Raw genomic sequence first — 26473 nt, 5'->3', positions numbered from 1 at the left:
CATTCCACGAAGTAATATTGTAAGCACTACTGATTGAGCAGCAGTCTTGCATTGGTACCAAGCGTTAGCGTCTGCCCTGCCTGATAGGTGATTTTCAGCGCACGGGCAATCAGGTTATCGGGCACAGCTACTGCATGCCGAAGTTCGACAGCATCCGTTGCGACCGGTATGCGGTTACAGGACCATACGGTCGGGTCATTCCAGTTACCGGCTTTGACCGTATACATGGTATTGCAGGACACGCCCTGTACAAAAACCGTAAAGTCTTCGATTTGACCGGCACCGAAGCTGTTGCTGCCTGCTACCAGGCAAGGGCCCGAGGCGCTGGTGTTCGGCGCGTCGGCCAGCACACGGATGCGGAGCGGGGTATTGGCCACTGCCGTTTGCGGAATCGGAATGGTTACCGACTGCGTATTTGCGGATACTGCACTGAGAACCTGTTCGCCGGCATCGGTAAACTGACCGTTGTTGTTAAAGTCAATGTAGGCTTTCAGCGTATGGGTATTTGAAAACGCCCCTTTTAGCGTCATTGAGTAGCTGTTACCGGCTGTTACAGTTGTTGAATTCAGGCAGGTCCGGTCAACATACGTTAAGCCTTCATTACTGGCCGAACCCGATGTGACGTCGATGGTATTAAACCGGAAGGTTTCAACGCCATAATATATACTTGGACTGTTATTGGCCGTAACTGAACAGGCTGCTACCGGTGTGGGATAAGGGCAGAATGTATTCGGGTCAATGGCGACAACGGTGTAGCTGTACGGACTCTGGGTAATGCCATTGATTACGACGCCCGATACCTGTACGGAAAACGTTTTGTCGGCACTACCGTTCCACGCCAGGGCTGTCCCCGGATTGGTGAGGTCCCAGACGAGCGTGTTGTCGCCGTAGCCGTTGGTTGGTGTGTATCTGGTAACCGCTACGGGCGCATTCGTATCGTCCATGACTTGCACCGTGGCATTGGTGAAGTTGGCCGACGGGATGCTGATCGACCAGCGCTGCGGGACTAAAGCGCGGGGCACATAACCAGCTGGCGGATAGGCAACATAGGGCGGTAAACCGGCTGGTGTTGAAAAGGCGTTGAATACCCAAAGGGCATCGCTGTTGTTGGTCGAGCCGGTGCCGAAGCTGTTGGCCCGTGAGTACAGAATCCAGCGACGGTGGCCTGCGGGCTCGTTTCCGGAGCCGGGATCGTCCATGTACAGCTTGATGGCATTCGCCGCAAACGAGCCGATTGCTATGTTAGAACTGCCTGCGCCTGCGGCCCCGGTCGCTGTGTAACATAGCCAGCTGGTAGGCGGGCTATGGCTGAGGCTGTTATTGGCCAGCATCATCAGGGCCGCTTCCTGCGTGGCGGCATTCCGGCTCGGGTCAAGAGTCATGTTATCCGGCAAACCCACTAATCGCCGGTAATAGTTGATGCGCTGAATGACCCGGTTTTGGGCCAATGCCGAAATACTACCTGCCACGCAGCCGCTCACACTACCGGTCCAGCCTAATTCGGATACACTGACCGACGAACCGACAAAATTCTGGATGTAGTCGGTAATAATGGCTGTCCGGTTCCATGGCTGAGATACGGCTTTATTAAACGGTACAGAAAAGAGGCTTGTGTCCAGCGGGTTAGCGGGTTTCGGTGCTTCATTGAGGATGGGCTCGTTTACTACCTGTGCGTTTGCGGTTAACGGAGTCAGGCAAACAAAAAAGCCACACAACGTTATAATTGCCAGTATCCGGTAAAAATGAAGTTGCCTCATATGTTTTTTGCAATAGTTAATTGACTAAAAATAATTTATTGCCAGACAATACGCTAATCATTAACTTTCCGCTCCATTACTGAAAACCACAGGAGGGTATTTATGCTTTACAGTAAAGTGTATAGAAAATGCCTTAATCCAGCGAACTATGGCAAAACGTAAGACCCAAACATCAACCGATACGCAGGTTTCAGCTGCCGCCGAAACCACAACGACCGTAACTGTACCGGTTGCCTCTGAACCTATTCCGGAGACTTCAGTAGTACAGCCGGTTTCCGACGATTCTCTGGCATTGAGCAGTCAACCTGAAGGCGGGGCGTATTCCCGTTTTTCAGATTTCGATATTTATCTTTTCCGATCAGGTAAACACTCCCGGCTATATGAGAAGTTTGGCTCTCACGTCATCGAACATCAGGGCGTAGTCGGAACTTATTTTGCGGTCTGGGCACCGTCGGCCAAATATGTGGCCGTTATCGGCAATTTCAACGGCTGGAACAAAGGCGCTCATCCAATGGGTGTGCGCTGGGATGGTTCCGGTATCTGGGAAATCTTCATCCCGCATATTGGCCGCGGAGAAGTGTATAAGTATTTCATTGTGCATGAAAGCGGCCGCGAACTGGAAAAAGGCGACCCGTATGCCCATACCTGGGAAGTGCCGCCGCTGACTGCTTCGGTAGTCTGGGACAACTGGCATGAGTGGACGGATCAGGAGTGGATGCAGACCCGTCAGGCGAAAAACGCGCTTACAGCTCCGTTTTCGGTGTACGAGGTCCATTTGTCGTCGTGGCGCCGTGACCCGTCCGATCCGGAGCGGGAGCTGAGCTATGGCGAAATCGCTGATGCACTGGTACCGTATGTGCAGGACATGGGCTTTACTCATGTCGAGTTTATGCCGGTGATGCAGTATCCCTATGCGCCGTCGTGGGGCTATCAGATCACAGGCTATTTTGCGCCAAGCAGCAAATTCGGCAAGCCACAGGATTTCATGACGCTTGTTGAGCGGTTGCATAATGCCGGCATCGGGGTTATTCTGGACTGGGTACCGTCGCACTTTCCGGGCGATGCGCACGGCCTGTTCGAGTTCGACGGCTCGCACCTGTACGAACATCCGGATATGCGGAAAGGCTACCACCCCGACTGGAAAAGCTATATTTTCAACTATGGCCGTCCGGAAGTACGGTCGTTCCTGATTTCGAACGCATTGTACTGGCTCGACCGCTACCATGTTGATGGCCTGCGGGTAGATGCCGTGGCGTCGATGTTATATCTGGACTACTCCCGGAATCATGGCGAGTGGGAGCCGAATATCTTTGGTGGCCGCGAAAATCTGGAAGTGATTTCCCTGTTCCGCGAGCTGAACGAAACCATTTACCGTGAGTTCCCGGATGTACAGACGATTGCCGAAGAGTCAACGGCATTCCCCGGGGTGTCGCGTCCGGTCTATACCGGTGGTCTGGGCTTTGGCATGAAGTGGATGATGGGCTGGATGAACGACAGCCTCCGCTATTTCCAGCGGGATCCGGGTTACCGGAAATACCATCAGGATGAATTTACGTTCAGCGCGGTCTATGCCTTTACCGAAAACTTCATGCTGCCGCTGTCGCACGATGAAGTCGTATACGGCAAGAAATCGCTGATCAACAAGATGCCTGGCGACGAATGGCAACGGTTTGCGAACCTTCGTCTGTTGTTTGCCTACATGTTTACGCACCCCGGCACTAAGCTGGTTTTCATGGGTGGCGAGTTCGGGCAGCTGCGGGAGTGGAAATACGACATCAGCCTCGACTGGCACCTGCTCAATGAGCCGTCGCATCAGGGTATTGCGGCCTGTGTGAAGGCGCTGAACCACCTGTACCGCTCAGAGCCGGCATTACACGAACGCAATTTCCAGGCCGACGGCTTTGAATGGATCGACACCGCTGACCGCGAAAATACGATTATTTCCTACATGCGGAAGGGTGAGAATCCGGCGGATAACGTAGTCATTGTCTTGAATATGACGCCTATCCCACGGTTTAACTACCGTATCGGGGCACCGGCTGCCGGTACATACGAAGAGATTTTTAACAGCGATAACGTGGGGTATTACGGTAGTGGCGTTGGGAATGCAGCCCCGATAGTTGCTGAAAACCAAGCCTGGCAGGGTCGTGAATATTCTATGGAAATAACCCTGCCACCATTGGCAGCCGTTGTGTTCAAGAGTACCCAAACCCCGTAGGGGCAACCCCACGTGGTTGCCCAAAGACGAGGGCTGGTTGCCCGAATCGATGTTAATTGTGGTTGCCCAAAGCAAAGTTAATTACAAAAAGAAACCCCCCGGATGTTTTTAAACATCCAGGGGGTTATCATATCCGGTCAATGGGGCCAAACCCTTACATACTATCCCCTGCAAACTGAATCGTATCGAGCGTCAGCAGCGCTTTTGTACCGGCCGACGGATTAACGAACACGAAGTAGACAGTCTGGGCAGCACCACCCGGCTGACGAAGCGGCACCTCAACCGGCGACGTTGCATCGCCTTTGATTTCGGCTTCGCCGATGAGCGCACCAGTCGGTGAACCCAGGCGTACTTCAATCTTACCACCGGCAGCTTTGGCATCTTTCACCGGTGTCAGCGACAGTTTACGGATGCCGTTCAGGTCGATGTTGTTGAAGGCAATGTAGCTCTGTGTCGAATTGCTGATCACTACGTCGGCACCTGATGTTCCTTTTGTACGGGAAACGCCTTTGCCTTCGTCATACGTGCTGGCTTTCACCTTTGGATTACGCAGCGCCACCGACGATGTTGCCGTCAGCGGGCCCATAGCACCGTTACCGCGGTCGGTATAGCTGGCTGAGAAAATATAGGAGCCGTCTTTTGATTTCGGAGCCGGTACGTATTCGCCTTTCACCGGCTTTTTGTTTGCCGATTTATCATCGGCCAGCGACAGGATGTAGCGAACCATATCCTTCGTGTCGTCGATTGACAGTTGCGGGTGGGCGCTCATAGCCTGTTCACCCCAGACACCACCACCACCTTTGATGACCTTTTCGGCCAGGGTACTGAGTGCATTCCGGACGCCTTTGTATTTTTTAGCCACGTCGATATACGCCGGACCCACCGACTTGCGGTCGATGCTGTGGCAGGCTTTACAGTCAGACAGTTCGATCAGGCGTTTGCCGGTTGCAAAGCCCAGATTAGCCTGGTGGCCCTGTGCCAGAATCGTTTTGTCGAAGCCTTCGAGGTAGTCAACCGTTACCGTCACGTCTTCCGGTGCGATTTTGCCATTTGCCAGTGAACCGTCTTCCTTGTCGGCCACTTTGACTTCGTACTGCACCGGCTTATTATCGAAGAAGAACGTTTTGTTGCCTTTTACCGCTACTTCCACCTTTGGCTGGTCGTTACCAACTTTGATCTGCAGGTTTTTCGTCGAGACGTTGCCTTTCGCGTCGGTTACTTTCAGCACCGTTTCATACGTACCCGCTTTGGCGAACGTAAACGTAGGGTTGGCCTGGGTATTTTTAGCCAGACCTTTGCCAAACGACCATTCGTATTTAATCGCGTCGCCGTCCGGATCGCTTGAGCCTTTGCTGCTGAACTGAACCGTCAATGGTGCCGAACCAACAGTTTTGTTGGCCGAGGCGATAGCCACCGGCTGGCGGTTGCCGGCATTGTAGGTAATCCGCGACAGGCGGGCATCGTCGTTCTGGGCAAACCATGTCTGGCCATATTCGAGTACATACAGTGTGCCGTCGTTAGCAAACTGCATGTCAATCGGGTGGCTGAATTTGGTGTTCGGCATGAAGTGTTCCATCGTCACAAAATCACCTTCCTTAGTCATCGTAACCGGGTGAATGTAATCACGGATCCACTCATAGGAGAAGAACTTGCCATCGTAATGACGCGGGAATTTTACGGCGTTTTCCGGATAATCGTCGTAGTAGTATACCGGACCACCCATGGCATTCCGGCCACCCTTGCCAACAATCGGCCCGAATTCAGGCGAATCGGCATACGGATAGTAGATAAACGCTTTCTGGGCCGGTGGCAGCTCGCGCAGACCGGTGTTGTTCGGTGAATCGTTGATCGGCTTCATCGGATCGAAGGCCGGTCCCGACGTTTCCGTCGCAAAGTTATAATCGCGGTAAGCCTTGTTATCTCCTACGAAAAACGGCCAGCCGAAGTTGCCCGCTTTCCGGGCCTGGTTAACTTCGTCGTGTCCGCGCGGACCACGGCTTTCGCTGTTCTCGCCGGCATCCGGGCCCACTTCGCCCCAGTAGAGGAAGCCGGTGCGCTGGTCAACCGAAATCCGGTAGGGGTTACGGTTACCCATAACATAGATTTCGGCCCGTGCCTTGTCGTTGCCCGGTGCAAACAGGTTACCCGCCGGAATGCTGTATTTCGCATCGGTAGGGTGCGGTGTGATCCGCAGGATCTTACCGCGCAGGTCGTTGGTATTGCCCGGCCCCGCCTGTCCATCCCATCCCGCGCGTCCCGGCCGCTCGTCGATCGGCCCGTATCCGTTTGAGTTGAACGGGTTGGTGTCGTCGCCGGTCGAGAGGTACAGGTTGCCCTGGCGGTCCCACGCAATAGAGCCGCCGGTATGGCAGCAGTCGTTCCGTTTTACCGGTACCTTCAGCAATACCTGCTCGGTGTTCGGTACGATTTCGTCCTTACTGTCATCGTATTTCACCCGTACCAGCCGCTGGGCCGTATCACCTTCTGCGTTGGCAACCGGTGAGTAATACATGTATAACCACTTGTTATCCTTAAACTTAGGGTCGATATTCAGCCCCATAAGTCCGTATTCAAACTTGGTGTAAACCGGCAGATTGGCCACTACCTTAACCGCCTTTGTTTTCGGGTTAAAGAGTTTCAGGGCCCCTTTCCGCTCCGCAAGAAGGACGCGGCCGTCGTTCAGAACGACCAGTTCGGTGGGTTCGTCAAGGCGTTCGGCGAGTACGTGTCTGGTAAAACGGTTCTCTTCCGGAATCAGGTCATCCGCCTTTTTCTGACGGGCGTAATTGATTCCGCCCAGCAGGTGCTGCAAAAACATCGGATCGCTGTACGATTCGTCGGTATGTCCGCCGCCGGTGTAGAACGAGCGGCCGCCTTCGAAATCACGATACCAGACAAACGGATGGTCGTCGCCGTTTTTGCCGCCTTCGTAGGTTTTTTCGTCCAGCTTCGCCACCACGCGGATACCCTTGACAATGTTCCGGTAGTTATACCATTCGTCGTAGCGTTTCCAGCGGTCGGGCAGCATCTGCGTGGCCGGGTGCGACTTATCGGTCACCACGATTTCGGCATTCTGCTGTTTCGGGTGGCTCAGGAAATACGCCCCGACCAGCTGGTTATACCAGGGCCAGTCGTATTCTGTGTCGGCCGCTGCGTGAATCCCGGCATACCCTCCCCCGGCGTGAATGTAGTTTTCGAATACTTTCTGCTGGTCGTTATCCAACACGTCGCCGGTTGTGCTCAGGAAGATAACCGCATCATACTTTTTAAGATTGGCATCCGTAAAGGCGGAGGCATCTTCGGTTGTATCAACGGCAAAGCCATTGTCCTGCCCCAGCTTCATGATCGCCCGTTTACCGGCGGGAATGGAAGAGTGCCGGAAGCCTTTGGTCTTTGAAAATACCAGAACCCGCTGTGCCAGTGCCGATGAAGAGGCTAATGCCAAACCACCAACGGTCAGAAGACTCAGTACTGAAATACGTAGTTTATGCATAGGTATCGTAAAAGTGTTTCGAATCATGTTGAATGATCAGTGACATAACGGGAAAATTAGCCTATTTCTACTCATTTTAGTAAAATTTATAGACAGGAAAAGTACTCTTTTTTTTTACTTAGTACATGACTGAAAAGGCTACTGCGCCAGTCATAAACGCCGGAGCGCCTGTACTGCCGGATGCCTGTTTGAGAAAGGGGTATAAAAAAAGAGCAGCCCTGCTGCTCCCTGTCGGTTTCCTTGTAGGGTGGGGCCTGCATAGGCTGCATACTTCGCTCAATCACTCAACAGAATTAGTCCGGCTGTGACGGCAGGCGTTCGGCCGGGGAGGTGGCTTTGCCTTTGTGACGGTTAATCCGGTAAGTGAGGTTAAGAACCAGGTTATTTTTTCCGGAGCCGGAAATGGGTGTAAATACGCCCTGATTAAAGGTGGCAGGGTTATAGTTTGTCTGATTTACCCAGCCTGCCTGCACGATCAGACTTTTGCTGAACTGGTAGCCCAGACCGGCATACAGCCGGTTACGTTCGAAAGTAGGGCCTTTGGGGTTCAGAAAAATCTCGTCATAGACAGACAAAAAGAAGGCGCCCGGACTTACGGTTTTCTGATTAATGGGCAAAAAGCCGTTCAGGCGATAGCGGATCCGGTTGCGGTAGGAGATGGTACCGTCGCGGCTTTCCAGCCAGCGTTGTTCAACGCGGTAGCGATGTTCAAATTTTACTCGGGCAAGGTACTGATTAATAATTAACTGCTCCCAAAAACGCTTTTCCAGGGTAAGGGTGCCTTCTGAAACCGCTTTGTAGTCATAGGTGGCATATCGGCCACCGGCCAGCATGACAGTAAAGTTCTTGTCAAGGTCGTAGCTGACCCCACCTTTTAATTCATTATAGAAATATTGGGAAAACAGACCATTGGTACGGGCCTGTACTTCGGCAAAGCCGCCCCATTTTTTAGGCCCGCCCGGTAGCTGAACCGTACCGATGAACCAGGTTCCCCAGGGTGTTGACGGGGTAATGCTCGTCTGGGCAAAAGCAATGCTGATACTTGATAACAGAAAAAAGGCAGAAAGACTGGTCTTGAATAATTTCAGCAACACAACAGGAACGATTAATTACGGCAATATGGTGCACAAAATTAACGAAGTGTTAGGGATCGAGTATGATTGATAATGCAATGTTAATAATTTGGTAATATTGATCGGCTTTGTCTATGAATCAGGAGGATGGCGTTACAAACAGGTCCGTGCCTCCCGACAGGCACGGACCGTAACAGGGGTAAAACCGGCAGGAAAATGACATCAGTGGAGCGGAATGCCCAGGACCGGGATGGTCGTATGGTTGATGGTATCTTCGGTAATACTGCCGAAAATCAGGTGCGACAGGCCGGTGCGCTGGTGGGTGCCCATGGCAATCAGGTCGGCTTTCTGCTCACTGGCAAAACGCAGAATGGCATCTTCCTCATTGAAGACATTCTCCGCCGAAGCAAAGACCTCTACGTGTTGTAGCCCGACCGCCTCGGCCATGGCCAGCGCGCGCTGTTCGACCACATCATCCGCCTTCAGACTGGCCGGATCGTTCAGGTACAACAGCGAGACATTAAAATTGAACTGTTTCTGGAAGGCCGCCAGTTGCCGGAACGCAACCGCCTGATCAGGCAGTAAAGTGGTCGGGAAAACTACGTTTGCGAAACCGGATTTGCTGAACGACAGCGGGATACTCAGTACCGGACAGGTGGCATAGCGGGTCACTTTCTGGGTATTGGAGCCAATGAGTATTTCCTGCATCCCGCTGGCGCCGTGTGTACCCATGATCACCAGATCAACCTGTTTGTCGTCGATGGTGTTTTCGATCAGTGATACCAGCGAACCCGGCTCAACGGCGGTTTCGATAGCCAGGTCGGCAAAGCGGGCATCCCCCTTCAGAGTGTCGGCTGCGGCCTGCAGGCTATTCCGTACCTCTTGCTGGTACTGTTCATCAAACGCACGGTCATACGGATTATACTCGCCCAGCGGATTGCTGTAAACGGGTAACTCGTTACTGTTCAGCAGCAGAATGCGGCTGTTGTTTCGGAGCGCAACCTCTGCGGCGACGCGCAGCGCGTTTTTGGCGTATTCAGAAAGGTCTGTGGGAACAAGTATCGTTTTCATGGCCTGTAGCGTTTAGTTGTCTTACGTTTGACGAGTCAAAGCTACCTGATCATCAGGGTAATAACCGTGACCGTCGTCAACGCAGGCAATGATACCGCTCAGTCGGGAGGGTGTCTGTCATTTTTTGTCAACCCATTTTTTTGCCAACTTTGCCGGCCAACAACAAATTGATGCCTCACGCAATGACACCTCAGGAGCGGATACAGGAACTGACCGATACACTGAATTATTACAACTTCCAGTATTACCAGAATAGCCAGTCGGAGATCGACGATTTTACCTTCGACCGCATGCTGGAAGAACTGGTGGACCTCGAACGGCAATATCCGGAGTTCCGCCGGCCTGATTCGCCGACCTTGCGGGTGGGTGGTACCATTTCGAAGGAGTTTGCGACGGTTTATCACCGGTTCCCGATGCTGTCGCTCGGGAATACCTATTCTGAAACCGACCTGGTCGAATTTGATAACCGGGTCCGTAAAGGCCTCGACGGTGCTGACTTTGAGTATATATGCGAACAGAAATTTGACGGTGTGGCCCTCAGCCTGACCTATCAGAACGGCGTGCTGGTACAGGGAGCTACCCGTGGCGACGGGGTTCGCGGAGATGATATTACGGCCAATGTCCGGACCATCCGGACCCTACCGCTCAAGCTGCACGGGACAGATGTGCCGGCCTTGTTTGAGGTACGGGGTGAAGGGTTTCTGCCCCTGTCTGAGTTTGAACGGATCAACAAGGAGCGCGAAGACATCGGTGAGCCCCTGCTGGCCAATCCGCGGAATGCGGCCTCGGGGACGTTTAAAATGCAGGATTCGGGAATGGTGGCCCAGCGCCGGCTCGACTGTTATATGTACTCGTTCCTGATTGATCCGGAAGCGGCGCAGGCCGCCGGCGATCAGGCAGAGCCGGTGAAAACCCACGAAGAGAGTCTGCTGGCCCTGACCCGCTGGGGATTCAATGTGTCGCCGACGTGGAAAAAGTGTGCCGACATTAAAGAGGTGATGCTGTACATCAACGAATGGGAAACCAAACGCTTTACCCTGCCGCTCGCAACCGACGGTATTGTGATTAAAGTGAACCGCTACGATCAGCAGCGCGAACTCGGCTTTACGGCCAAGAGCCCGCGCTGGGCGATTGCGTTTAAGTTTAAAGCCGAAGCCGCCGCTACAACGCTCAACAGCATTACCTATCAGGTGGGCCGGACCGGTGCGGTTACGCCGGTTGCTAACCTGACCCCGGTGCTGCTGGCCGGAACGGTGGTAAAGCGGGCATCGCTGCACAACGCCAACGAAATTGAGCGGCTCGGTATCCGCCTGCACGATACCGTATTTGTCGAAAAAGGCGGGGAGATTATCCCGAAAGTGACCGGTGTCGACCTGACGAAGCGCCCGGCCGACAGCGAGCCGGTCGTCTATCCGACGCATTGTCCGGCCTGCCAGACGCCGCTGATCCGGAAAGAAGGCGAGGCCCATTTTTACTGCCCGAACGAAAAAGGCTGCCCGCCGCAGCGGCAGGCCCGTTTTGAACATTTTATCCAGCGCAAGGCAATGAATATCGAAAGCCTTGGTGAAGGGAAAATCGAAATGCTCATCGATAAGGGTCTGGTGCAGTCGCCGGCTGACTTTTACGACCTGACCCACGGCCAGTTGCTGGGCCTTGAAAAAGTGTTTGCCGACGAAGAAACCGGCAAACGCCGCGTGGTAAGCTTCCGCGAAAAAACGGTCGATAATATCCTGAAAGCCATTGAGAAGTCGAAAGGACAGCCGTTTGCCAATGTTCTGTTTGCACTGGGTATCCGCTATGTGGGCAACACCACCGCCGAAAAGCTGGTCGATTACTTTGGCAACATGGATGCGCTGATGACTGCCCCCTACGAAACCCTGGTTACGGTGCCGGAAGTCGGGCCACGGATTGCCGAAAGCCTGGCCGCCTGGTTTGCCGAACCCGAAAACGTTGCATATGTGGAGCGGCTGCGCCGTGCCGGTCTGCAATTTGCAGGCGAACGGAAAGTTGTTGAGGTTGAAGGCGATAGCCTTGCCGGTAAAACGTTCCTGTATACGGGAACGTTTGCGGCCTACAGCCGGGAAGAACTGGAGGCAAAAATTGCGGCCAACGGGGGTAAACTGCTGAGCGGTGTATCCAAAAAGCTCAACTACCTGATTGTCGGTGAGGGCGCCGGTCCGTCGAAAATCAGCAAAGCCACACAGCTTGGTGTAACGATGATTGACGAAGCACAGTTTAAAGCCATGCTGGGCGAATGAAATTCATTTGCCAGGGCTGATAAACAGCTTTTTCCCGTCTAAATCTATTAACTTTGCCGTAATAACTCACTTGCGTGTGGTTAATATACCGGAATGCAGACGCGTCGGATGATGTTCTCCGCAGAGCCGGCCTGTTAACCGCCATATCACCCTAATTATCCTTTACATGGATACTCGTTTTCACGGCGTTGGCGTAGCTATTGTGACACCTTTCAACGCTGACCATTCAATTGATTTCGACGGTTTCGGTCGTCTGATCCAGCACGTCTCAGACGGGGGCGTGAATTACATTGTCCTGCAGGGCACCACCGGCGAATCGCCTACCGTTACGAAAGCTGAAAAGAAACAGTTACTGTCGTTTTTGAAGGAGCACAACACGCGGAAACTGCCTGTTGTATTCGGGGTTGGTGGCAATGTTACGTCGGAGGTAGTGGCTGGGATGAAAGACATCGATTTTGACGGGGTTGATGCCATCCTGTCGGTTTGTCCGTACTATAATAAGCCGGGTCAACGGGGTGTGATTGAGCATTTTACGCAGGTAGCCGACGCTTCGCCGGTACCGGTTATTTTATACAACATTCCGCCACGGACCGGGATCAACATGTCGGCTGAAACGGTCTGTAAACTGGCTGAGCACGAAAACATTATCGGTGTAAAGGAAGCATCCTGCATCATCGAGCAGTGTATGGAAATCGCGCGGGACAAGCCGGAAGACTTCCTGCTGATTTCGGGTGACGACGTACAGGCTGTCCCGATTATCAGCATTGGCGGTGTAGGAGTTATGTCGGTTATTGCCAACGCTTTGCCGGCTAAATTCTCGGCCCTGGTGAATGCGGCTCTGGAAGGTGACTTCGCATTTGCCCGGAAAGAACTGGGGCATTTCCTCCGGATCGACCCGCTGCTTTACGAAGAAGGCAATCCGGTAGGGGTGAAGAAGATTCTGGAAATTATGGGGCTGATTAATTCGGATGTCCGGTTGCCATTGATGAAAGCCTCGGACAGCCTCGGCGAACGCATTAAAGTGGTATTGAAGCAGGATAACCTGGTCGAACTGGTGGCCTGAGTCTTGTTTAGTCTATAAACAGAAACGCCCTGATCAGCAACTGGTCAGGGCGTTTCTGTTTTGTATATGATGCTATGGATTCCGGCTTCCGCCCCCAAAAAGTTTTGAAATAAGCCAGATAACTAATACAATGAAACCGACAACCGCAATGATACCTGTCCAGGCACCCGCTTTAAAGATATCACCAGCCAGCTCGCAGCCGCTTACTGTGATCGCTACCCAGAATGTGAGCAGCAACATCGTAAATTGTTCAAATTTGTTCATGATCGTCAACCGTTGAGTAAATGGGAAACTAATTTATTACTGAAACCGTTGACTGGCAGCATTGTTTGAAAGCGTTAGGGAACGTGTAAAAAAAGAGGAAGAACCATCGGGAAGCTGCTCTGCCCTCAGGAACTGCCGGAACGGATAGCCGCCCGTTTACACGTTCCACCAGTAGGTAAACTTCAGCACCAGCGCCCGGTTTTTGACCTTGAAGCTTTCCGGAAGGTAGTTGTCCGTATACACCAGAAACAGGTCAGAAGCCGGTTTGTAGCGCCACTGCACCCGGGCGTTGACGTTGACGTTTTTCGCCTGGTCGTTATACTGCACAAAGGTAGTCAGGTACAGTTTGTCGGTCATGGTTACGTCGAAACGGGGACCGACGAGCCAGAACACGCGTTTCCCCCACGGCTGCGGCAGGCGGATGTCGTTATAGCTGGCGGTCATGGCCAGACTTACATAGGGCTGGAAGCGGTAGCCGGCATTGGCCGTGATGTTTAACCGCTTGCCACCGGCGTAGTAGCCGCCATAGCGGGTAGAGAACCCATACGTAAACAGACTTTGCGGCTTTGAGACATATTCGGTACCCCAGGCTTTCCAGTTGTGTTTTGTGCCGGTAGCCAGGGTATCGATACCGAGATTTGTCGGATCGAACGGGCGAAGCAGTTTCACGTAATCGGTCGCCACCCAGGCATTGAATGTACTGCGGCTACGGAAGGTCCAGAGGTAGCTGAGATAGGTCTCGTTGTCGGTCTGCCGGAACGACTGGTCATAGTAATAACTGGAAACCAGGGTGGGGCCGTGGCTCAAGACCGTACCACCTTTGGGGAAAAAGAAATAGCCGAGTGTCGTTGTCCATCGGTTATAGCCTCTGCGGGGAACGTAGCCGGTTTCGGCCGAAAACCGGTTGCCAATGCTTTCAAACTGGCCGTTAATCAGCCAGCGGCGGCTTGAATATTGCAGGTTACCGGCAATAATGTTATTGTCTTTGCGGGTTTCCGGCTGAAACGACTTGACATACATCAGTTTGCCCGTCCAGAGGTTATTCGGCGAAGCAAGGTTGTATTCAAGCCCGAGATTCCGGTTGTAGCGCGAATAGGTTGGTTTGTCGGGCTGTGGTTCGTAGTGCAGCGACTCTTTGTTGACGAATAAAACGCCGATATTCGACCGGGAGAAAATACGCCGTTGCAGCGCGGCAACCGTAAAGTTTTGTTTGGGCAGCCGGGTTTCCGGCACCGCACTGGTCTGCATATTCATCAGCCCGATCCGCCAGTCCTTGTTCAGTTTACCGCTGAGCCGTGCCCCGAACCGGATCGGTACCCCAAGGCCGATCCGGCGACTGAAAAACGGACGTATGGTCTGGTAGCCGAAGTTGGAAAACTGATCTCCGTTTTCGATGAAAAACTGGCGGCGCTCCGGAAAAAACAGTTCGAACCGGTCGAGATTGGTGACCTGCTGATCCACGTCGACCTGCGAAAAGTCCGGATTAACGGTCAGGTCGAGGTTGAGCGATGACGTAACGGCAACTTTGGCATCTCCGCCGATGTCACGTCGGTAGGCAGTTGCTTTGCCGTTCAGGTAGTCATTGGTCAGTCCGCCCAACACATACGGAATCAGCGAGACGTTGGGCCCCGGCGTTGGGGGTGTTTCGTCCCAGACCAGTACACCGGTATAAGCCAGCGAGGCCGTCGGAAACTGGCGGGGTACCGGTGTCCACGACGACTTTTCGGTTGTTTTCAGATCGAGCCGGCTGAAGTTGATGCCCCAGCGGGTAATGCCCTTTTTGTAGCGGAGGGTTTTAAACGGAATAGCAGCTTCGAACACATAGCGGTCGCCGTACTGTTTTACCGCCGAAACCCATTTGTTGTCCCAGCTCAGGTTGGCTTTCCCGCCGTCGTAGAGCAGCCCGTCCCATTGCGCCCCGACCGCATTGGCACCGAAGGTAAACCCGTTGGTCTGGTCATCGAAGGTATCCATGAAAAGCAGGAAGTTGTCGTTTTTAGTAAACGACCAGTCACGCCGGAGCGATTCGACCATGTAGGGGCCCGGCATGCCGTCGAAGCAAACCGCGGTAATGTACAGATTATGCTGGTCGTAGGTCATCCGCACCTCGGTCCGGAGGTTGGCGCGGCTGGTATCCATGGGCAGCACCATATGGAAATCAGAGGCTACTTCGGCCTCCTGCCAGGCAGGTTCATCGATGGCCCCGTCGACCTTAACCGGCGAGCCGGCCCGTTTGATATGCAACTGATAGGCTTCGTTCTTTTTTTGTGCCGCGAGCGGCTGGATTAACAGATAAAAAAGTAAGCAGCAAAGTAGATTTTTCACAGATAAGCAGTTCTATACAGGCAAAAGGCAAAGGTAGGAAGGGATTTACTGAACCACCCGGAAACAGTAGAAAAGAGCCGGATGCTGATTAACAGAGCCACACCGGAGAGATACATATGACAGAAAAGCCGAAACCCGCTGAAATAGTGTTTTTCCAATCGGTAACCTTAAGAAAATAGCATTCAGGGCTTATTTTCCGGGTATTTTTTTGTATCTTTATAAGGTCTAAAGCGACGCAAACTGTGGTTTCTCCCGCCTTTTGCAATACGTAACAACTGTAATTTTTCATGATGAACGAACACGAACATCAGGAACCTCTCGATCACGAACAAACAGCAAATACTGAACAACAGCCCGAAGAAGTCCTGCACGAACAAACGGTTGTGTCAGGTCTGTATGAAAACTGGTTTCTGGAATATGCCTCGTACGTAATTCTCGAACGGGCGGTTCCGGCTGTGGAGGATGGACTCAAACCTGTACAGCGACGCATTTTGCACGCCCTGAACGAAATGGACGACGGCCGCTTCAATAAAGTAGCAAACGTCATCGGGCAAACCATGCAGTATCACCCCCACGGCGATGCATCGATCAACGAAGCGATCGTGACGATGGGGCAGAAAAGCCTTGTTTTTGATACGCAGGGCAACTGGGGAGATATCCGGACCGGCGACGGTGCGGCGGCTCCCCGCTATATCGAAGTCCGGCTGTCGAAGTTCGGTGCCGATGTTGTCTTTAATCCGCAGACAACCGAGTGGCAGCTATCGTACGACGGCCGTAAAAAGGAGCCGGTAACCCTTCCGGTTAAGTTCCCGTTGCTGCTGGCCATGGGGGTGGAAGGGATTGCCGTCGGGCTATCTACCAAAATTCTGCCGCACAACTTCAATGAACTGATCGATGCCTCTATTCAGCTCCTGAAGGATAAACCGGTTGTTCTGTATCCGGATTTTCTGACCGGTGGTTTGGTTGATGTCAGCAACTACAACGATGGCCATCGCGGGGGGAAGGTGCGTATCCGCGCCCGCATCGAAGAGTTTGATAAAAAAACGCTGATCATCCGCGAGATTCCGTTCGGAACCACAACGACCTCGGTTAAGGATTCGATTATCAAGGCCAATGACGACGGCAAGATCAAAATCAAAAAGGTAGAAGATCTTACCTCGAAAGATGTTGAGATTCATGTGCATCTGGCGCCCGGCGTTTCACCGGATATTACCATCGATGCGCTCTATGCCTTTACGGAGTGCGAAGTGTCGGTGTCACCGAATGCCTGCGTGATCATCGGCGAAAAACCACACTTTGTCAGTGTCCTGGATATTCTGCGGATCAACACAAAGCAGACCGTCAGCCTCCTGCAACGTGAACTCGAGATCCGGCGTAATGAACTGAAAGAGCGTTTGCTCTACAGCTCGCTGGAGAAAATCTTTATCGAGAAACGCATTTACCGGAAAATTGAAGAGTGCGAAACCTTTGAAGCTGTTATCGAGACCATCGATAAGGCGCTCAAACCATATAAGAAAGAGTTTTACCGCGAAATCACAGAAGATGACATTATCCGCCTGACGGAGATCAAAATCAAGCGGATTTCGAAATACGACGGCTTTAAAGCCGACGAGCTCATGCGGCGGTTACAGGAGGAGCTGGCCGAAACAGAAGATCATCTGGCCAATATCATCCGGTATACCATTGCCTACTTCAGGGAGTTGCAGAAGAAGTATGGCAAAGGCCGTGAACGCCGGACGGAAATCCGGGCATTTAATACCATTGCCGCCAGCATTGTGGCGGCGGCCAACCAGAAACTGTATGTCGACCGCGAAGGCGGCTTCATCGGGTATGGCCTCAAAAAAGATGAGTTTGTCAGCGACTGCTCAGATATTGATGATGTCATTATTTTCCGGCGCGACGGAAAGTGCCTTGTCACAAAAGTCCAGGAAAAAGTCTTCGTCGGAAAAGATATTATCTACTGTGCCGTTTTCAAGAAAAACGACGAGCGGAAGATTTACAACCTGGCCTACCTTGATGCCAAGTCGGGGATTTCGATGGTGAAACGGTTTCCGATAACGGCCGTTACCCGCGACAGGGAGTATGACCTGACGATGGGTAACCCGAAATCGAAAGTGCTTTATTTTACGGCCAACGATAACGGCGAGGCAGAAGTCATTCAGGTGAATCTGACAGCGCAGAGTTCGGCGAAGGTAAAACAGTTTGATTTTGACTTTGCGACCCTGAGTGTGAAAAACCGGGCGGCGCAGGGCAACATTCTGACCAAGTATCCGGTCCGGAAGATTGTCCAGAAAAGTGCAGGAACCTCTACCCTGGGTGGGGTTGATATCTGGTTTGACGAGCACCTTGGCCGCTTAAACCGGGATGAGCGAGGCCGGTTCCTGGGCAATTTTGATGCGAAAGACGGTATTCTGGTCGTTTATAAAGACGGGCAATATGAGCTGACCTCCTTTGATCTGCTGAACCGCTACGAACCGGCCGAAATTCTGGTGTTGCAGAAATTTGATCCGGAAAGTGTGTTGTCGGTGATCTACTATGAGGCAAATCAGAAGCTTTATTATGTGAAACGGTTCAAAGTGGAAACTACATCGCTCGACAAGAAGTTTAGCTTTATAGGTGATACCAAAGGATCGAAGCTGCTGGCTGCAACAGCCGATCGCTATCCGCGTATTGAAGTTGTTTATCAGATTAAAGACCGGGGCCCGATTGAGAAAATGGTGCTGGAGCCGGAAGGGTTTATCGACATCAGAGGCTGGAAGGCGTTAGGCAACAAACTGCCGTTCACGAAAGTCAAAGAAGTCAGACTGCTGGCCCCCCGTGAGGTAGATGCATCACCTGCTCCACCGATGGGCGGTCTTGATCCGGAGGCCGATGAACCGGAAACCAAACTGCCGGAAGCGGCTCCTGAGCCGCAGCCGGAACCGCTGAGCATTGAGCTGAATGGCCAGTTAGGCCTTTTCTGAAAAAACGGGAATGCTGGCAACAGATAACCCGATAGATGTTATGAACCCGACACTGTTCACTACTGACTATAGCGGAGACGAAACCAGGCGTCGTTTTCCGGTTCGGTTTGTCAAGCGGCTGATCAAGGGCAGCATCGCCTTTGGTTTCGGGCTTGTGCTGATCGTGCTGCTCTGCAATTGGTGGGTAGTGAACAGTACAGAGGGACAGATCTATTTTAATCTGCAGCGACTTCCCGCCAATGATGTCGGGCTGGTGTTAGGTACCAGTAAGTTTGTCCGGAGCGGCAAGGAAAATCTGTTTTTCCGTTACCGGATGGAAGCCACAGCCCTGCTCTGGAAAGAAGGAAAAATCAAGTATATTATTCTCAGCGGTAACAACGATTCGGAGTACTACAATGAACCGGCAGACATGATGCGGGCACTGCGGCGGTTGGGTATACCCGAAGATGTACTGATCCTTGATTACGCCGGCTACCGGACGTTTGACTCGGTTGTCCGCTGCAAGGAGGTTTTCCATAAAGATAAAATCACCGTCATCTCGCAGAACTTCCATAATGCCCGTGCCCTGTATATCGGCAACCATGAGGGAGTCGAAGCGATTGCGTTTGCCGCACAGGATGTTCCTGACGGGTATTCCCTGCGCACACTGATCCGTGAGTACCTGGCCCGCCCGCTGGCCATGCTGGATGTACACTTACTGCGCCCGCAGACAAAAGCAGGAAATGAAGCCTTCAAAATGAAATGGAAGCCCGCTGAGCCTCAATGATTAACAGGCCCGCCCCAAGCGTAAGTGCGCTCAAGTTCCGTTGACTGAAACGATCCAAATCACAAATTCCTGTAACAATCCCGGTAAAAAGCAGTAGTTTTACAGCAAACTTTTATTCAGTTCACAAGGATTGGTTATTTGTTGTTTCTCAAGAGAATAACAGACAAATGGCTACCAGTACCTGTAAACTGACAACTATTGTATGACGTTCCCTTTGATTGCGCCATCTCTGCTGGCCGCCGACTTTGCAAATCTGCAACGTGATGTAGAGATGATAAACCGGAGTGATGCCGATTGGTTGCATATTGACATTATGGACGGGGTTTTTGTCCCCAATATCTCTTACGGTTTTCCGGTGCTGGAAGCGGTTAAGAAATATACAGAAAAGCCGCTCGATGTACATTTAATGATTGTGCAGCCTGAACGCTATATTGAGCAGTTTGCCAGGGCAGGTGCTGCCTCCATTACGGTTCATTATGAAGCCTGTACACACCTCCACCGGACATTAGCGCAGATTAAAGAAGCCGGCTGCCAGGCCGGTGTTGCGCTGAATATGCAGACTCCCGTGACCGTGCTGGAAGATGTGCTCGATATGATTGATCTTGTCCTGATAATGACGATCAATCCGGGGTTCGGGGGGCAGAAACTGATTCCGATGTCGGTTCCGAAAGTGCGCAAAATGCGCCGGTTACTCGAAGAAACCGGACAGACAACTATTCTGATTGAAGTTGATGGGGGAGTTACTCTGGATAATGCCGGCATGCTGGCTGAAGCCGGAGCCAACGTCATGGTAGCCGGTACATCTGTATTTGCGGCAAAGGACCCACATGAAGCCATCCGTCAGTTAAAAGTGCACCCACAGCCTTTAATTGTCTGAACAAACTGAACGGGGCCGGCCTCAACTATCAAGATGAAAAAGCTATTATTGCTGGCAAGTGTATTCGGGCTGCTGATGCTGACGAATGCCTGCCGGAAATCGGGAAGTGATTCGCAGGAAGCAGAAACCATAACAACACCTGACTCCAGTTTGGCGGGGAATATGGCTAAGCCGCCTATGCCTGAATGGGCGCGGAACGCAACGATTTATGAAGTTAATATCCGTCAGTTTTCACAGGAAGGCACGTTTAAGGCTGTAGAAGAACAGTTACCAAGGCTTAAAGAACTGGGCGTTGACATCTTATGGTTTATGCCGGTTCACCCATCAGGCAAGGCAAAACCGGAAGATAGCCTGGGCAGCCCGTATGCCGTCACCAACTATATGGCAGTTGATTCTGCCTATGGTGAGACCGCCGATTTTAAAGCGCTGGTTAAGCGGGCCCATGACCTCGGTCTCCGGGTAATTATGGATTGGGTGCCAAACCACACGAGCTGGGAGCATCCATGGGTAAAGGCTCATCCTGAATTTTACACCAAAATCAACGGTAAAATCGCCTCCCCGCTCGATGACAAAGGCAAACCCTCGGATCTGACCTACGTGGCCGATCTGAATTACGACAATGCGGCCATGCGTCTTGAGATGATCAAAGCCATGAAGTATTGGGTAAAGGAGTGCGATATTGATGGTTTCCGCTGCGGCGTTGCAGGGATGATTCCCGGCGATTTCTGGGCCCAGGCCCGTCCGGCGCTCGATTCCGTAAAAACCATGTTTATGCTGGCTGAATGGGAGGATGACCCTAACCAATTCAGCACGTTTAATATGAACTATGGTTGGGGGATGTATACCGTTCTCAAGGCTATTGCGCAGGGAGCCCGTCCGGCCACGTCGATTGATACCTTGATTGCCCATAACCGGAAAAAATTTCCGCCCTGGTACTTCCAGATGCTCTTTACGCAGAATCAGGACATCAACCGGAAGTTTGGTACGTTGAAGGAAATCTTTGGCCAGGGCGCAGAAACGTTTGTGGTCCTGACGAGTACGCTGGAAGGCATGCCGCTGGTCTATAACGGCATGGAGGCCAGTCTGGAGAAGCGGCTTTCGCTCAGCGAACGCGACCCGATTTCGTGGGGCGATTACAGTAAGGCCGGCTTTTATAAGTCGCTGCTGACGCTGAAACACCGTAACCGCGCACTCTGGAACGGCACTGCCGGTGGCAGAGCCAACAAAATCCCGACAGACCACGATGAGGCCGTGTATGCGTTCTCGCGGGTGAAAGAAAACGACCGGATTGTGGTGATCACGAACCTGACCGACCAGCCACAACTGATCCGGCTGACCGGTGAGGGGTTTGACGGGATTTATACCGAAATTTTCACCCGCCAGCCTACCGAATTGAAATCCGGGATGTCCTTCTCGCTGAAGCCCTGGGAGTACCGCGTATATACCAACTAGACACGTAAAAGATAAGCTTATAAGCGCGGCGGCTAATGATTTCAGGTCATTAGCCGCCGCGCCTGGTTTTGTGGGATCAGACCAGAAAAAAACAGCGCGGTGTCATTGACTCCGGGCGTTGATACATTTACTCCGCCAGATTCAGCAGTTCGTTTAGTTTCAGCAGTGCTTCGATCGGTGTCAGCCGGTTTACGTCGATTGCCCGGAGTTTTTCCTTGATCAGTTCGGCTTTCGGATCGCCGGCCTCAAATATTTTCAGGGCCAGTTCCCGTTCTGCCGGCACTGCCTGTTTAATCCGTTCCTTATTTTCTTCGCGGCCGTGTGACGATTCCAGCTGAGTCAGAATCTGGTTGGCACGCTGCACGATACCCGGCGGCATACCAGCCATCTGCGCGACGTGAATCCCGAAGCTGTGTTCAGAGCCGCCTTCTTTCAGCTTCCGCAGAAACAACACCTTATTCCCCATCTCCTTGACGGCCACGTTGTAGTTTTTAATCCGCGGATTATCATTAGCCAGATCGTTCAGCTCGTGATAATGGGTGGCAAATAAGGTTTTGGCGCGGCATTGCGGATGGTTATGCAGGTATTCGGCGATAGACCAGGCAATTGATACCCCATCGTACGTACTGGTGCCACGGCCAATCTCATCCATCAGTACCAGGCTTCGGTTACTCAGGTTGTTAAGAATACTGGCCGTTTCGGTCATTTCGACCATGAACGTCGATTCGCCCCGCGACAGATTGTCGGAGGCACCGACGCGGGTAAATATTTTGTCGACCAGGCCGATTTCGGCTGCCGAAGCAGGAACAAATGACCCTGCCTGCGCCATCAGAACGATCAGCGCCGTTTGCCGGAGCAGCGCCGATTTACCGGCCATGTTGGGCCCCGTGATGATAATAATCTGCTGGGTTTCATCATCCAGGTAAATGTCATTCGGGACGTAGGCTTCGCCGGGGGGCAATTGCTGCTCAATGACTGCATGCCGGCCATCCTTAATGTTGAGCACGTTACCGTCGGTCATGACCGGGCGTACATACCGGTTTTTCTGGGCTACGTTGGCAAAGGAAGACAAAACATCCAGTACCGACAGCACACGGGCATTTTGCTGAATAGCCGCAACGTATTCGCCGGCGGCCAGCACCAGCTCGTTAAACATCCGCAGCTCAATGCCGAAAATCTGCTCTTCGGCATTCAGAATCTTTTCTTCGTAGACTTTCAGCTCGGGCGTGATGTATCGCTCGGCATTGACCAGGGTTTGCTTCCGGATCCAGTCGTCCGGCACGCGGTTTTTGTGCGCGTTCGTTACTTCCAGATAATAACCGAAAACCTTGTTGTAAGCGATTTTCAGGGAGGTAATACCCGTGCGCTGAATTTCGCGGTCCTGTAACTGAAGCAGGTAGTCTTTGCCCGAATAGGCCAGGGCATGCAGTTCGTCGAGCTGCGGATCGATTCCTGATTTGATCATACCGCCCTGATTAGCCAGGGTCGGCGGATCGTCGCGCAGTTCGGCTTCGATGCGGTCAAGTAAAAACGACACCGTATTCAGCTGATCTGCGTATTTTTTGAGCGACTTGGCTTTAGAGGCGTCCTCCGCCGATTCGGTGAAGGCGGGCAGGGTGAGGGCGGTAATCAGCAGTTCCTTGATCGGCAGTACATGCTGCAGCGACCGTTTCAGCTGCACCATTTCCCGCGGATTGATCCGGCGCACAGCTACCTTCGAAATAAGCCGTTCCAGGTCACCGATTTGCTTTAAATGACCAATCAGGGTGTCGGCCAGTTCCGGTTCTTCGTGTAGCAACTCAACTAGGGTTAGCCGTTCCTCAATCAGGGCCCGGTCTTTCAGCGGCAGCATCAGCCATTTCCGCAGCAGGCGGGCACCCATCGGCGTAACGGTCTGGTCGAGCACCTGAATCAGCGGCACACCGCCGTCCTGCTGGGCCGCAACGAGTTCGAGGTTACGGATCGTAAACCGGTCGAGCCAGACATAGCGGTCTTCTTCCAGCCGGGTGATGCGCTGGATATGCTGCAGATCGCGGTGTTCGGTTTCGTTGAGGTAATGCAGAATGACACCGGCCGCAATGATGCCGTCGGGCAATCCCTCAATGCCAAACCCTTTCAGCGATGTGGTCTGAAAGTGCTGTTTCAGAAAATTATAGCCGAAGTCATAGGTAAAGGCCCAGTCTTCGAGCGTAAACGTATGGAATTTGTCGGCCGCCGGTGTACCGCCGAACAGGGTGGCAAATTCATTCCGGTTGCGTTTGCAATACAAGACCTCAGAGGGGTTGAAACTTTGCAGGAGCTTGTCGACATAAGCCGCGTTGCCTTGCGAAGCCAGAAACTCGCCGGTCGAAATGTCCAGAAACGCAATCCCGAACTGGTCTTCCTGACCGACGCTTTTTCCAAAGTGAATGGAAGCCAGGTAGTTGTTGCGGCGGGTGTCCAGTACATTGTCGTTGAATGATACGCCGGGGGTAACGAGTTCGGTAACACCACGGCGGACGATACCTTTCGCCGCCGCCGGATCTTCCAGCTGATCACAGATGGCCACGCGTTCACCCGCCCGGACAAGCTTAGGCAGGTAGGTGTCGAGGGAGTGATGCGGGAAGCCCGCCAGTTCTTCCTGCGCCCCGCCGTTATTGCGCTTTGTGAGGGTAATTCCCAGAATCCGGCTGGCCTTAATCGCATCATCGCCAAATGTTTCGTAGAAGTCGCCCACACGGAAAAGCAGGAGCGCTCCGGGATACTTGGCTTTGATCTGGTTGTATTGACGATTGAGCGGTGTTTCTTTAACTTGTTTATTCGGCTTGCCGGCTGTTTCGGTTTTAGAAGAAGGACGTGCCATTTATCGTGTACATGCTGCCATAAAGCAGCTACTTTTGCAGAAAATATTCTTCAAATTTAACGAAAAATGCCCAAAAAATTAAGTCTGGACGAGCTAAACCGCCTTTCGGTCGATGCTTATAAAGAAGCTGATAAATTCGCTTATTGCCTGATTCTGGATGATATACGGAGTCTGAACAATGTCGGGTCAGTATTCAGAACAGCTGACGCTTTCCGGGCCGAACGCCTGTATTTATGCGGAATCACGGGAACCCCGCCGCACCGCGACATTACCAAAACCGCGTTAGGCGCTACCGAATCCGTTGATTGGGAGCACGCACCGGATATTGTGGCGCTGACCGGCAGGCTTCGGCAGGAAGGTTGGGTGATTTGTGCCGTCGAACAGGCCGAAGGAAGTACCTTTCTGTCAGATTTCAGGCCGGAACGTAACAAAAAGTATGCATTTGTGTTCGGCAATGAGGTTGACGGCGTATGTGAAGAAATTGTTGAGGCTGCTGATATTGTGCTCGAAATTCCCCAATTTGGCACCAAACATTCACTCAACATCGCTGTAACGGCCGGTGTGGTCTGCTGGGATTTTATTTCTAAAAATATAACAAAAGCTTAACACAACTATTTTGAATTCGTAAATAAATCCCTATTTATTAGCAGATTTTTTTATATAACAGGGTATCATGAAAACCACTAAAAAACAATTGTCTGCGGACCTTTCGGCGGCAATTTCGGAAAAAGTTAGCACTGGATCGGCATTAGCTAAAAAAGCAACCAGGGCAATTGAGAAGGCAGCTGAGAAACTGGCCGGGAAGCTGACGAAGATTGCCCGTAAAGCTGAAAAAAAAGTAGACGAAGATGCGAAAAAGGCTAAAAAGAAAGCCAAAAAGGAAGCGCATAAGCTGGAGAAAAATGCGGCCAAGGCCTTGAAAAATGCTAAGCGCACAGCCAAAAAAAAGAAAAAAGATCTGGCCGCGCTGCCCATTAACTCCATTACGCCAACAGAAATTAACCCGGTAGATAGTGTTTTGCCCCCCGCAGAAGATACGGTGACAGCCGTTTCTACGAAGGGACCGCGTAAGGGACCACGCTCTGAATCAGCAGATAAGGAAGAAGAAGCAACGGTATAAACCAATACTTTCTTGTTCATTAAGTAACCCGTTTGACCATCAAACGGGTTATTTTGTGTACTTTTATATTAGTTGTTGTTATAATTTTATAGTGACTTTTGGCCTGTTATATCGTCTGTTACTGATACAAGGATATTATTAATTATCCATGAACGGTTTCTTTAGGGAAACGGCTGTAACCGCTCATGCGCAATCTCTCTGCATCGAAGAATGATCAACAAGCAGTGGCAGGTGCGGTGTCTATTCCGTTAGATACCCTGCAAACGCTTGTCCACGAATTTCAGACACCGATTGCCGCAATACGGATGGCGGCAGATGTGTTGGCATCGCCGATTGCCCGCGACGATGCTGAACGCCAGGAAAAGTATGTCCGGATAATTCGTGAAGAAACAGAACGGCTTCAGCATCAGGTGGAGACCATTCTGGGGCTCGCCCGTGCACATCGCAATGAGCTTTTCGTTTGTGTGGCACCGGTAGATGTTCATGACCTCATCCGGAAAGTACTCGAACGGCATGAGGGGTACGTCACCTGTACGCTCGAAGGGGCCTCGCCCGGGATTCTGGCCGATGAACTGCATCTGACCAATGTGCTCCATAATCTGCTCGACAACGCCATTAAATACAGCGCCGGTAAGCCGGATATCTGTATTGCCACAACACTTACCGAAAACGAGCTGACGATCTCGGTCCGGGATCATGGCATCGGAATTCCGGAATCGCTGCAGCACCGTATTTTTGAACCGTTTTTCCGGGTTGGGGAGAAACATGTCAGCGCCAAAGGATTTGGCCTCGGCCTGAGCTATGTGCAGGAAATCATGGAAGCACACCAGTGGTATATGACCCTCAACAGCAAAGAAGGGCAGGGAAGCGAATTCAGCATCCATGTCCCGAATGCGTCCTTCACTTCACTGCCCTTCCAGCCGGCGTAAAC

17 protein-coding genes are annotated in these 26473 nt (G+C 52.2%); 10 read left to right on the top strand and 7 right to left on the bottom strand.

Going from position 1 to position 26473, the window contains the following annotated elements; translation table 11 throughout:
* Positions 1–26: 26 nt before the first annotated feature.
* On the bottom strand, positions 27–1757 hold the full coding sequence (locus BLX24_RS10905; protein WP_071503147.1) for a CAP domain-containing protein: 1731 nt from the start codon (positions 1755–1757) through the stop codon (positions 27–29).
* 148 nt (positions 1758–1905) lie between these two features.
* Between BLX24_RS10905 and glgB the strand changes: the two genes are divergently transcribed.
* A complete protein-coding gene (gene glgB / locus BLX24_RS10900) occupies positions 1906–3975 on the top strand; it encodes a 1,4-alpha-glucan branching protein GlgB (RefSeq protein WP_071503146.1) in 2070 nt (689 codons plus the stop codon).
* A 154-nt stretch (positions 3976–4129) separates the two neighbouring features.
* Here the strand turns inward: glgB and BLX24_RS10895 are convergent, their stop codons facing one another.
* From BLX24_RS10895 to BLX24_RS10885, 3 genes are all read right to left on the bottom strand, one after another.
* A complete protein-coding gene (locus tag BLX24_RS10895) occupies positions 4130–7468 on the bottom strand; it encodes a ThuA domain-containing protein (protein WP_229201762.1) in 3339 nt (1112 codons plus the stop codon).
* Positions 7469–7761: 293 nt separating this feature from the next.
* Complete coding sequence (locus BLX24_RS10890) at positions 7762–8562, bottom strand: DUF2490 domain-containing protein (protein WP_229201761.1); 801 nt, start codon at positions 8560–8562, stop codon at positions 7762–7764.
* Between the two features lie 201 nt (positions 8563–8763).
* The gene (locus BLX24_RS10885) at positions 8764–9612 is read right to left on the bottom strand and encodes a universal stress protein (protein WP_071503143.1); all 849 of its coding nucleotides are present in this window, start codon (positions 9610–9612) and stop codon (positions 8764–8766) included.
* Positions 9613–9794: 182 nt separating this feature from the next.
* Between BLX24_RS10885 and ligA the strand changes: the two genes are divergently transcribed.
* Positions 9795–11870, top strand: a complete 2076-nt coding sequence (gene ligA, locus BLX24_RS10880) for an NAD-dependent DNA ligase LigA (protein ID WP_071503142.1) — start codon at positions 9795–9797, stop codon at positions 11868–11870.
* A gap of 166 nt (positions 11871–12036) precedes the next feature.
* Entirely contained in the window at positions 12037–12933 is an 897-nt protein-coding gene (gene dapA, locus BLX24_RS10875; protein WP_071503141.1) for a 4-hydroxy-tetrahydrodipicolinate synthase, read from the top strand.
* A gap of 72 nt (positions 12934–13005) precedes the next feature.
* On the opposite strand, the gene BLX24_RS10870 is transcribed toward dapA, so the two are convergent.
* The gene (locus tag BLX24_RS10870) at positions 13006–13197 is read right to left on the bottom strand and encodes a hypothetical protein (RefSeq protein WP_071503140.1); all 192 of its coding nucleotides are present in this window, start codon (positions 13195–13197) and stop codon (positions 13006–13008) included.
* 156 nt (positions 13198–13353) lie between these two features.
* Complete coding sequence (locus BLX24_RS10865) at positions 13354–15522, bottom strand: carbohydrate binding family 9 domain-containing protein (protein WP_071503139.1); 2169 nt, start codon at positions 15520–15522, stop codon at positions 13354–13356.
* A gap of 287 nt (positions 15523–15809) precedes the next feature.
* On the opposite strand from BLX24_RS10865, the gene BLX24_RS10860 reads away from it, so the two are divergent.
* The 4 genes from BLX24_RS10860 to BLX24_RS10845 all read left to right on the top strand — a co-directional run bounded on the left by BLX24_RS10860 (position 15810) and on the right by BLX24_RS10845 (position 21580).
* Complete coding sequence (locus BLX24_RS10860) at positions 15810–18485, top strand: DNA gyrase/topoisomerase IV subunit A (RefSeq protein WP_071503138.1); 2676 nt, start codon at positions 15810–15812, stop codon at positions 18483–18485.
* 40 nt (positions 18486–18525) lie between these two features.
* Positions 18526–19251: a SanA/YdcF family protein gene (locus BLX24_RS10855; RefSeq protein ID WP_177225820.1), complete on the top strand. Its 726-nt coding sequence runs from the start codon at positions 18526–18528 to the stop codon at positions 19249–19251.
* Positions 19252–19453: 202 nt separating this feature from the next.
* Positions 19454–20128 (top strand): ribulose-phosphate 3-epimerase, encoded by a 675-nt coding sequence (rpe, locus tag BLX24_RS10850; RefSeq protein WP_071503137.1) that lies wholly within the window; start codon positions 19454–19456, stop codon positions 20126–20128.
* Positions 20129–20161: 33 nt separating this feature from the next.
* The gene (locus BLX24_RS10845; RefSeq protein ID WP_071503136.1) at positions 20162–21580 is read left to right on the top strand and encodes an alpha-amylase family glycosyl hydrolase; all 1419 of its coding nucleotides are present in this window, start codon (positions 20162–20164) and stop codon (positions 21578–21580) included.
* Between the two features lie 127 nt (positions 21581–21707).
* Here the strand turns inward: BLX24_RS10845 and mutS are convergent, their stop codons facing one another.
* Positions 21708–24422: a DNA mismatch repair protein MutS gene (gene mutS, locus BLX24_RS10840; RefSeq protein ID WP_071503135.1), complete on the bottom strand. Its 2715-nt coding sequence runs from the start codon at positions 24420–24422 to the stop codon at positions 21708–21710.
* Positions 24423–24488: 66 nt separating this feature from the next.
* Here mutS and BLX24_RS10835 point away from each other — a divergent pair, with 66 nt between their 5' ends.
* The 3 genes from BLX24_RS10835 to BLX24_RS10825 all read left to right on the top strand — a co-directional run bounded on the left by BLX24_RS10835 (position 24489) and on the right by BLX24_RS10825 (position 26471).
* Positions 24489–25028: an RNA methyltransferase gene (locus BLX24_RS10835; RefSeq protein WP_071503134.1), complete on the top strand. Its 540-nt coding sequence runs from the start codon at positions 24489–24491 to the stop codon at positions 25026–25028.
* 67 nt (positions 25029–25095) lie between these two features.
* On the top strand, positions 25096–25542 hold the full coding sequence (locus BLX24_RS10830) for a hypothetical protein (RefSeq protein ID WP_071503133.1): 447 nt from the start codon (positions 25096–25098) through the stop codon (positions 25540–25542).
* 185 nt (positions 25543–25727) lie between these two features.
* On the top strand, positions 25728–26471 hold the full coding sequence (locus tag BLX24_RS10825) for a sensor histidine kinase (protein WP_083421907.1): 744 nt from the start codon (positions 25728–25730) through the stop codon (positions 26469–26471).
* Positions 26472–26473 lie beyond the last annotated feature (2 nt).

Origin of the sequence: Arsenicibacter rosenii (assembly GCF_001870735.1) — a bacterium.
Lineage (GTDB): Bacteria > Bacteroidota > Bacteroidia > Cytophagales > Spirosomataceae > Arsenicibacter > Arsenicibacter rosenii.
This window is presented reverse-complemented; position numbering and strand designations above follow the sequence as displayed.